Origin of the sequence: Vibrio splendidus 12E03 (assembly GCF_000272105.2) — a bacterium.
Taxonomy (GTDB): Bacteria; Pseudomonadota; Gammaproteobacteria; order Enterobacterales; family Vibrionaceae; genus Vibrio; species Vibrio splendidus_I.
The window spans coordinates 25571-34851 of record NZ_AJZD02000350.1 but is presented as its reverse complement, the minus strand read 5'-3'; the positions used below and the strand labels follow the sequence as shown (position 1 = coordinate 34851).

The following is a 9281-nucleotide window of genomic DNA, read 5'->3' as shown; positions in this document are numbered from 1 at the left end:
TTCGGTGTGTGGTGATATAAATATTCTTTTTGGGGTAGATCGCTGATCAAAATAGATAAAGCGAAAGATCAACCTATGATCTTCGATTGTGTGTTGTGGTTATTTAGTGTGTTATTATTAACCAATAGTAAGCTTGCATAAGAACAAGCCGTACCTAATTACACAATTGAAAGCTTTAGTGAATGGAACAAAAATTTTTATTAGAAGGCCACCGAGCAGTCAACAGTTTGCTTCGGAAGCTTGCTCTTGGGATGGATCGTAAAGATTTAAATCATAAGCTCATTCAGCTTACCGAGCAGCTTTTTGGTCAGCGCATGGCTTCAATTTTACTGCTCAACTCAGAGTCAAAGACTTTGCACCTTGAATATGCTCCAAACCTGCCTGATTTTTACAATCAACAGATTGAAGGGATAGGAATTGGTGCGGGGATAGGCTCTTGTGGCGAGGCAGCTGCGCTTAAGAAAGCAGTGATGGTCTCCAACATAAATGCACACCCAAACTGGGCACCTTTTCTGGCCTTAACCAATCAAGCGAATTTACATGCCTGTTGGTCGGTCCCCATTATCTCGTCGCGCGGTAATGTGTTGGGTACCTTCGCTATTTATAGCCAGTACATCTCTGAACCACATGAATTTGAGCTCGAGATCTTAGAGCTACTGGCTTCCCTGAATTCGGTAGCACTAGAAAAGTTCGAGCTGGAGAATCAGCTTAACTTTTTCGCCAATCGTGATTCTCTAACTCATTGCTTGAATCGTCGCGCACTGTTCAATGAAGCCGAAAAAGTGTTGGCTAAGCGATGTTTTTCAGAAAAGGTGATGGCGTGTCTGTTTGTGGATGTCGATAAATTCAAATCAATCAACGATACCTATGGTCATAGTTTTGGTGACGATGTGTTGTTGGCGGTTGCCGAAGTTCTTGATGAGGCAACCACAGCATGTGCCAAGATAGGCCGTTATGGTGGCGATGAGTTTGTGGTGTTCTCATGTTTTGATGATCAAGAAAGCGTTGTTAGCTTCTACCACAGCTTAGAGAAAGCACTGCAACAAGCGCTTTATATCAATGATGTGCAGTTTTCAGTGAGTGTCGGGCTTTCTTGTGACAAAGATCCTCAAGGATTAGACCAATTGATCGCACAAGCTGATAAGAACATGTATCAAATCAAGCAAGCCAAGTCTCAGCAGTAGTAGATTGTAAAAATAGTCGTAAATTAGGAAGTGCTAATGAGTGAAAATATCTGCCCTAAGTGCCAGTCTGAGCTAGCTTGGGATGGCAAGTATCACTGTGAAAGTTGTCAGGCTCACTTTACTAAAGTTGGGTTTTGCCCTGAGTGCAGCAGCCAACTTGAGAAGCTTCAAGCCTGTGGTGCGGCGAGCTATTTTTGCAACGGTGATTGCAACGAGTTGAAATCAAAGTCGAGAGTAAAATTCGAATTTCAACCTGCGGAATAGCCTTAAACTACATGGTTTGAACGACCATCGGTGATGTTATACCAGAGACTCAATACTAAAGTGTTGGGTCTTTTTTGTATCTGAAGAACAGGAATGTGTCATCTTGGTTCATTCCCCCCATCACTGCACCAGTATGAAACATAGTTACATGATTGCTATGCACTCTATTGGTGTGAGTTTCTTTTAAACTCTATTAATACAATTACTTATAAATAATTTCGTTGGTTTGTAAGTTTGGCACTCTTCTTGTAACTCTGTAATTGAATAACAAAAATACAATTATGGAGTAATATCATGAACAAGGTGTTCAATTTATCGCTAGCTACACTGTGTACAACACTTTCATTTTCTTCTGCAACGGCGTTTGCTGCTGATGAGACCATCAAGGTCGGTGTTCTACACTCACTCTCTGGCACCATGGCGATCAGTGAGACAACGCTAAAAGATACCGTGCTAATGCTCATCGAAGAGCAGAACAAAAAGGGCGGTTTGCTTGGTAAGAAGCTAGAGCCTGTCGTGGTTGACCCTGCGTCAAACTGGCCGCTATTTGCTGAGAAAGCGCGTGAGCTTATCGAAAAAGAGAAAGTGGATGTGGTGTTCGGTGGTTGGACGTCGGTATCACGTAAATCCATGCTACCTGTCTTTGAAGAACTCAACAGCATCCTTTTCTACCCAGTACAGTATGAAGGTGAAGAGTCTTCTAAAAACGTTTTCTACACCGGTGCCGCGCCAAACCAACAAGCGATCCCAGCAGTGGATTACTTGATGGAAGAGCTTGAAGTCGAGCGCTGGGTACTTGCAGGTACCGATTACGTTTATCCACGTACAACCAATAAGATCTTAGAAGCCTACCTAAAAGATAAAGGTGTCGCAGAAGAAGACATCATGATCAACTATACGCCATTTGGTCACTCTGATTGGCAATCTATCGTTTCAGACATCAAAAAGTTCGGTGAAGCGGGCAAGAAAACCGCTGTGGTTTCTACTGTAAACGGCGATGCGAACGTACCTTTCTATAAAGAGCTAGGCGCTCAAGGCATTTCATCTGAAGACATCCCAGTTATTGCATTCTCTGTTGGTGAAGAAGAACTGTCAGGCATGGACACAGAACCATTGGTTGGTCATCTAGCGGCATGGAACTACTTCATGAGTGTTGATACTGAAGCTAATGAAGAGTTCGTTGAAACGTGGCAGTCGTTCATCAAGAGTGAAAAGCGTGTCACCAATGACCCAATGGAAGCGCACTACGTTGGTTTCAACATGTGGGCTCAAGCGGTCACTAATGCGGGTACAACCGATCCTGAATCTGTGCAAGATGCCTTGATTGGTGTGTCTGTTCCTAACCTTTCTGGTGGCTACTCCACCATGCTGCCAAACCACCACATTACTAAACCAGTCCTGATCGGTGAGATCCAAGACGATGGTCAATTCGATATCGTTTGGGAAACCACAGGTCTCGTTGCGGGTGATGCTTGGTCGAGCTACTTACCTGAATCGGCAAAACTGTTCTCTAGCTGGTCGAAGCCATTCTCATGTGGTGCGTTTAACGTCGAAACGAAGAAGTGTTCTGGCGGTAACTAGATCGTCAATTCAGGAATATTGAGCCTTCCGGTTTGGGAAGAACGCGTCTGTTTAACGGGCGAAGCGAACGGAAGGCTCATCGTTTCAGGTAACAACCACTATCCACACATCCTCCAAGTAAAAATAACAATATCTAACTTGGTTGGTTAAGGAAGCAGGGATGAAAAACGTATTACACGTATTTAAAGCGCTGTTGCTCATGGCAGTCAGTGCTCAGTTGGCTTTTGCTGGAATAACGGATGAAGCTAGCTTTACCAAGGCGCTAGTTGGTAAGAAAACATCGGATAAAGAATTAGCTATCGATTGGGTGAGTGAGACGCAAACGGAAGATGTGTCGAAACCTATTTTAGATGGCTGGTTAAACGGAAACCTTTACTACTTCAATGAGAAACAGAGCGAGCAGTACAAACAGCTCTACCTCATTCAAAGTATCAAAACTGCGACGTCAGCTCAGTCAGTATGGGATGATTCAACGCTTAATATCGAGAATGCGAGACAGTTTAAAAAGGTTCGTGTGAATAACAAACTTCGCGGGATGTTACGCGGGGAAATAGCCTCGATTGGGCTGAACAGCAGTAATCCTGATGTGCGTTATAAAGCGGTTTTGGATCTGTTAGGGACCAAAGACGCTGACATCATCGAACGCATAGCTGAACTCAGAGCCAACGAATCAGAGGGCAAAGTGGCAGAGCTGATGGACCTCTCATTGGCTATTTATAGCTCCCTTGATAAAAGCGCAACCATTGATGAGCGAGTCACGTCGATTGAGCGAGTCGGTGACTTCAAACATTCGGTGGTTCTGAAAACACTGAACCAACTGTTAAACACCGAGCAAGATCCAAGCATTACCGCTGCAGCAGAACGTGCGATGGATAGTTACCAACAGAGCCAAGCACTCTATTCGGGTGTTGAGACTGTGTTCTTTGGCTTGAGTTTGGGCTCTGTCTTGGTGTTGGCTGGCATAGGCTTGGCGATCACTTTTGGTGTGATGGGCGTAATCAACATGGCCCATGGCGAGCTGATCATGATTGGCGCTTACACCACCTACGTATTGCAACTGCTAATGCCGAATCATATCGGTTTAGCACTCATTCTCTCTATTCCGGCAGCGTTTATTGTGTCTGGTCTGGTCGGTATTGCGATAGAGCGCAGTGTGATTCGTCACCTTTACGGTCGCCCATTGGAAACCTTGCTTGCGACCTTCGGTATCAGCTTGATCTTGCAGCAAGCCGTTCGTTCTATTTTCTCTCCTTTGAACCGCTCAGTGAGCACACCTGAATGGATGTCTGGTGCACTGCAATTGAACCCAATGTTGTCTCTGACCTACAACCGCTTATACATCATCTTGTTCTGTGGTTTGGTGTTTATGGGCTTGTTAATGGTTCTGAAAAAGACACCGCTAGGTCTACAGGTTCGTGCCGTTTCTCAAAACCGTGGTATGGCTCGCGCGATGGGTATTCGATCTGAACGAGTTGATGCGATGACCTTTGGCTTAGGTTCTGGCGTGGCGGGTGTCGCAGGTGTAGCACTGTCTCAGTTGACTAACGTTGGCCCGAATATGGGGCAAGCGTACATCATCGATTCTTTCATGGTGGTGGTGTTCGGCGGAGTCGGCAACTTGTGGGGAACACTCGTCGCAGGTCTGAGTCTTGGCTTGTTCAATAAGATTTTAGAGCCATGGGCTGGCGCAGTACTCGCCAAGATTCTAGTGCTGGTTTTCATCATTCTATTTATTCAAAAACGCCCACGCGGATTGTTCCCGCAACGTGGTCGTGCGGCTGAAGGTTAAGGACAATATCATGCAGTCTAAATCATTTGTACTTTCGGCGATGCGTGGTGATAAAGGTGGGCAGCTGACCATCCTTGCCATTCTTGCGGCCGTGATTCTTATCCCACTGGCTAACACTATGTTGCCAAGTGGGCATCCGCTTCATGTTGAGACTTTCACTATCTCACTGATGGGCAAATACTTGAGCTACGCAATGTTGGCGCTGGCGCTCGATCTTGTATGGGGCTATCTCGGAATACTGAGCCTAGGTCATGGCGCTTTCTTCGCGCTTGGTGGTTATGCGATGGGCATGTACTTGATGCGTCAGATTGGTGACCGTGGGGTTTATGGTGATCCAGTCTTACCAGATTTCATGGTGTTCCTTGATTGGTCTGCGTTGCCGTGGTTTTGGCAGGGCTTTGATCAGTTCTGGTTTGCTTGTCTGATGGTGGTGCTAGTGCCGGGCGCATTGGCTTACTTGTTCGGTTATTTAGCTTTCCGCTCTCGTGTGTCTGGTGTGTATCTTTCTATCATGACTCAAGCGTTAACTTACGCATTGATGCTGGCATTTTTCCGCAACGAGATGGGCTTTGGTGGTAACAATGGACTGACAGACTTCAAAGACATCATAGGTCTGAGCTTGCAGAGTGATGCGGTCAAGATAGGTCTGTTTGTCGCGACTGGCATTGCGCTCATCTTTAGCTACATCGCTTGTCGTATGGTGGTGACCAGTCGATTAGGTCGTGTGGCATTAGCGATTCGTGATACAGAGTCACGTACTCGCTTTATGGGTTACGACGTCGATGGCATCAAGCTGTGGGTCTTCGTTCTTTCTGCGGTTATCGCGGGTATTGCCGGGGCTTTATATGTTCCTCAAGTTGGCATCATTAACCCGGGTGAATTTGCTCCGCTTAACTCGATTGAGATTGTGGTTTGGGTTGCCTTAGGCGGTCGTGCCACCCTGTTTGGCGCCATTGTTGGGGCATTGATCATCAACTACGCCAAGAGCTGGTTTACGGTTGAGTTCCCAGAGGTGTGGTTATTTGCTCTGGGTGGATTATTCGTTCTTTCGACCATGTACTTCCCACAAGGTGTAATTGGCTTTGTCAGTGAAAAATGGCAGCAGCTACGCAAGGCATCAAATGGGAAAAACCAAGATAAAGATAAGGATGATCAGCACAAAGCCAAGGAGGTGATAGCATGACCACATTTAATAGCGTAAAGGAATCGGTTCAGGCGTTCACTCGTCGAGACCAAGTCTTTGATTACCTTAAACCTGATATTCACCCCGCTATCGATACTCGCCACAACGTGCTGTTGTATGTGGAAGGCGTCAACAAAAGCTTCGATGGTTTCCAAGCGATAAACGATCTGAACCTCTACATCAATGAAGGAGAGCTTCGCTGCATCATTGGCCCTAATGGCGCAGGTAAAACCACCATGATGGACATCATCACAGGTAAAACTAAGCCAGATACTGGCGAAGTGTGGTTGGGTTCGAACATCAACTTATCGAAGATGAACGAAGCCGAAATTGCCAATGCAGGCGTTGGGCGTAAATTCCAAAAACCAACTGTGATTGAGTGTTTAACTGTGTGGCAGAACCTTGAATTAGCCATGGCGGGTGATCGCTCCGTGTGGGCGACGTTCACTGCTGTGATGTCTGGTGAGCAGAAAGACAAGCTGACCTCGGTACTTGAGCTGATTCATTTAAAAGACGAAGCGGCGAATTTGGCAGGTAACCTGTCTCACGGTCAGAAACAGTGGTTAGAGATAGGCATGTTATTGATGCAAAACCCTAGGCTATTGCTGGTGGATGAACCCGTTGCAGGCATGACTCACCAAGAGATGGACCGTACCTCTGAGTTACTCAATTCTCTGGCAGGCAAGCACTCAGTGGTAGTGGTTGAACACGATATGGATTTCGTTCGTTCTATCGCAAGCCATGTCACCGTGCTTCATCAAGGTCATGTGTTGGCTGAAGGCACTATGGATCAAGTGCAGGCTCACCCTGAAGTTAAACAAGTTTATCTCGGAGAATAGGATGCTAGAGGTTAAATCAGTTAATCAATATTACGGTGAGAGCCACACGCTGTGGGATTTGGATATGCAGATCCCTGAAGGCAAGTGCACAGTATTAATGGGACGAAACGGTGTCGGTAAAACGACGTTGCTGCAATGCATCATGGGGCTAGTTAAGGTCGAGAGCGGTGACATCTCTTTATCGGGCGAGTCGCTACTGAAAACCGATGCCGAAGATCGTTCTCGCCAAGGCATTGGTTATGTGCCACAAGGCCGTCAGATATTCCCGATGCTCACCGTTCAAGAAAACCTAGAGGTTGGCCTACCGATTCGTGAGAAGGGCGATCGTAAGATCCCAGAGTTCATCTTCGATATCTTCCCTGTGCTAAAAGAGATGCTGCATCGCCGTGGTGGTGACTTATCGGGTGGTCAACAACAGCAACTCGCAATTGGTCGTGCGCTGGTGGTTAATCCAAAGCTATTGATCTTGGATGAGCCGACGGAAGGTATTCAACCCAATATTGTGCAAGAGATTGGCGACATCATTCGCATGCTTAACGAGAAGATGGGACTCACCGTCCTGCTTGTAGAGCAAAAGCTACCATTTGCGAGAAAGGTTGGTGATCGCTTCTGCATTCTTGACCGTGGACGTCAGGTCGCGGAAGGAGAAATGAAAGGGCTCAATGAATCCTTGATCAAGGAGTACCTGACCGTATGAGTGCTTTATTTTCTTTGAGCGAAGAAAGGGACGCTTCTCTAACCGAGGCTTTGTCTCTGAATGAAACCATTGAACAAGATATTCGAGACGGCTGGCAGGCGAGCTTAAACCTCACCTTTGTCGACCGTGGTGATAAAACCGTTTTAAAGAATCGTCAGCAGTCTGGTCCGCTTACGGTGCAACGCCCCTTGTATCCTGATGGGGAAACGTGTCACACCTACTTACTCCATCCCCCCGGCGGAGTAGTAGGTGGTGACACTCTCAACATTGAAGCGACCATAGAAAGTGGCGCTCATGCGCTAATTACCACCCCCGGTGCCACTAAGTTTTATCGTTCTAATAATAAGTACGCCAAGCAGAAGCAGACCTTGCGAGTGAAGAAAGGTGCGCGCTTGGAATGGATGCCGCAAGAGAACATTTTTTTCCCTAATGCACACGTACGTTTAGACACTGAAATTCGGCTAGAAAAGGGCGCACAGTTTTGGGGTTGGGAAATGCACTGTTTTGGGCGACCTGCACAGAATGAGGGATTTGAGCATGGTCACCTTGTAGGGAAAACAGAAATCTATCTTGATAATCAAAGGCTTCTTACGGAAGGATTTAATTTTCACGGTGGCGATAAGTTAATGATAAATATGGGGTTACTTGATTATTCAATGATGGGAACCTTTTATATTACCTCAAATGAGAAGCAAGATTTAGAGTTGGTACAGAGCTTGCTCTTATCTATTACACAGCAAGCTTCACAGCAATCAGTTACATCAAAAACGTCGAGTGAACCCACATTAATATTGGGTGCGACGCAGATAGAAGGATTGATTGTGGTGCGAGCCTTGGGTTATTGGAGTGAAGATATCCTCCAGGCCTTTGGTCAGATATGGCAAGCAACTCGCTCTCATTTATGTGGTACGACTCCTGATTTACCAAGGATTTGGGCGACTTAGCGATTAGCCCTATTTGTACCGAGGGCGACTTCCGGCCCTCGGTACATTTTTTCAAGCTTGCTGTGATTGAATCCCACTTACTGCTCATGCGTTTCTGAGCAATAAGAAAACAACACTAACAGCGGGCGGCTAAATGGAATTAACACCAAGAGAAAAAGATAAGCTACTTATCTTCTGCGCAGGAATGCTGGCACAGCAGCGCAAGCAAAAAGGCTTAAAACTCAACTACCCAGAATCTATAGCGCTGATCAGCAGTGCCATTCTTGAAGGTGCCCGTGAGGGTAAAACCGTTTCGGAATTGATGGATTTTGGACGCACACTGCTTACCGTCGATGACGTTATGGAGGGGATCCCTTCCATGATCCCAGATGTACAAGTCGAAGCTACTTTTCCTGATGGCACCAAGTTGGTGACCGTTCATGAACCTATCGTGTAGGGAGAAGAAATATGGCTGGCTCCACAAAACAATACTCAGGATTCGTTCCCGGAAAAGTAGAAACCGCACCGGGTGATATCACTCTCAATGAAGGCCGCGCCACGACGTCCGTTAAGGTACAAAACATTGGCGATCGTCCCGTGCAAATTGGCTCTCATTACCACTTCTATGAAGCAAACCCTTCGCTGATCTTTGACCGAGAAGCCACTAAAGGTTTTCGACTCAATATCCCAGCAGGCACTGCTACCCGTTTTGAACCGGGTCAGTCTCGCAGCGTCGAGTTAGTGCGTTACGCCGGTAAGTTAGAGATCTATGGCTTCCAAGGAAAGGTGATGGGCAAGCTCTAAGTGCTCCCACGGAATAA

At 46.4% G+C, this 9281-nt stretch carries 10 protein-coding genes; all 10 read left to right on the top strand.

Annotated elements, in window-relative coordinates; genetic code table 11:
• Window positions 1-182 precede the first annotated feature (182 nt).
• Entirely contained in the window at window positions 183-1184 is a 1002-nt protein-coding gene (locus tag A142_RS23000) for a sensor domain-containing diguanylate cyclase (protein ID WP_019820336.1), read from the top strand.
• Between the two features lie 36 nt (window positions 1185-1220).
• Window positions 1221-1448 carry a zinc ribbon domain-containing protein gene (locus A142_RS22995; RefSeq protein WP_017056199.1) on the top strand — a complete coding sequence of 76 codons (228 nt, stop codon included), beginning with the start codon at window positions 1221-1223 and terminating at the stop codon, window positions 1446-1448.
• Window positions 1449-1742: 294 nt separating this feature from the next.
• Window positions 1743-3029 (top strand): urea ABC transporter substrate-binding protein, encoded by a 1287-nt coding sequence (gene urtA / locus A142_RS22990; RefSeq protein ID WP_019820333.1) that lies wholly within the window; start codon window positions 1743-1745, stop codon window positions 3027-3029.
• A gap of 160 nt (window positions 3030-3189) precedes the next feature.
• The gene (gene urtB, locus A142_RS22985) at window positions 3190-4818 is read left to right on the top strand and encodes an urea ABC transporter permease subunit UrtB (RefSeq protein WP_019820332.1); all 1629 of its coding nucleotides are present in this window, start codon (window positions 3190-3192) and stop codon (window positions 4816-4818) included.
• A gap of 10 nt (window positions 4819-4828) precedes the next feature.
• Window positions 4829-6001 carry an urea ABC transporter permease subunit UrtC gene (gene urtC, locus A142_RS22980; protein ID WP_017095402.1) on the top strand — a complete coding sequence of 391 codons (1173 nt, stop codon included), beginning with the start codon at window positions 4829-4831 and terminating at the stop codon, window positions 5999-6001.
• Window positions 5998-6840 carry an urea ABC transporter ATP-binding protein UrtD gene (gene urtD / locus A142_RS22975; protein ID WP_019820331.1) on the top strand — a complete coding sequence of 281 codons (843 nt, stop codon included), beginning with the start codon at window positions 5998-6000 and terminating at the stop codon, window positions 6838-6840. The genes urtC and urtD overlap by 4 nt, the downstream gene beginning before the upstream one ends.
• Window position 6841: 1 nt before the next feature.
• On the top strand, window positions 6842-7537 hold the full coding sequence (gene urtE, locus A142_RS22970) for an urea ABC transporter ATP-binding subunit UrtE (protein ID WP_019820330.1): 696 nt from the start codon (window positions 6842-6844) through the stop codon (window positions 7535-7537).
• On the top strand, window positions 7534-8481 hold the full coding sequence (locus A142_RS22965; RefSeq protein ID WP_019820329.1) for an urease accessory protein UreD: 948 nt from the start codon (window positions 7534-7536) through the stop codon (window positions 8479-8481). Before urtE ends, A142_RS22965 begins: the two co-directional genes overlap by 4 nt.
• Window positions 8482-8614: 133 nt before the next feature.
• Window positions 8615-8917, top strand: coding sequence for an urease subunit gamma (ureA, locus tag A142_RS22960; RefSeq protein WP_004735119.1), 303 nt, complete (start codon window positions 8615-8617; stop codon window positions 8915-8917).
• A gap of 11 nt (window positions 8918-8928) precedes the next feature.
• Window positions 8929-9264 (top strand): urease subunit beta, encoded by a 336-nt coding sequence (locus A142_RS22955; RefSeq protein ID WP_019820328.1) that lies wholly within the window; start codon window positions 8929-8931, stop codon window positions 9262-9264.
• Window positions 9265-9281 lie beyond the last annotated feature (17 nt).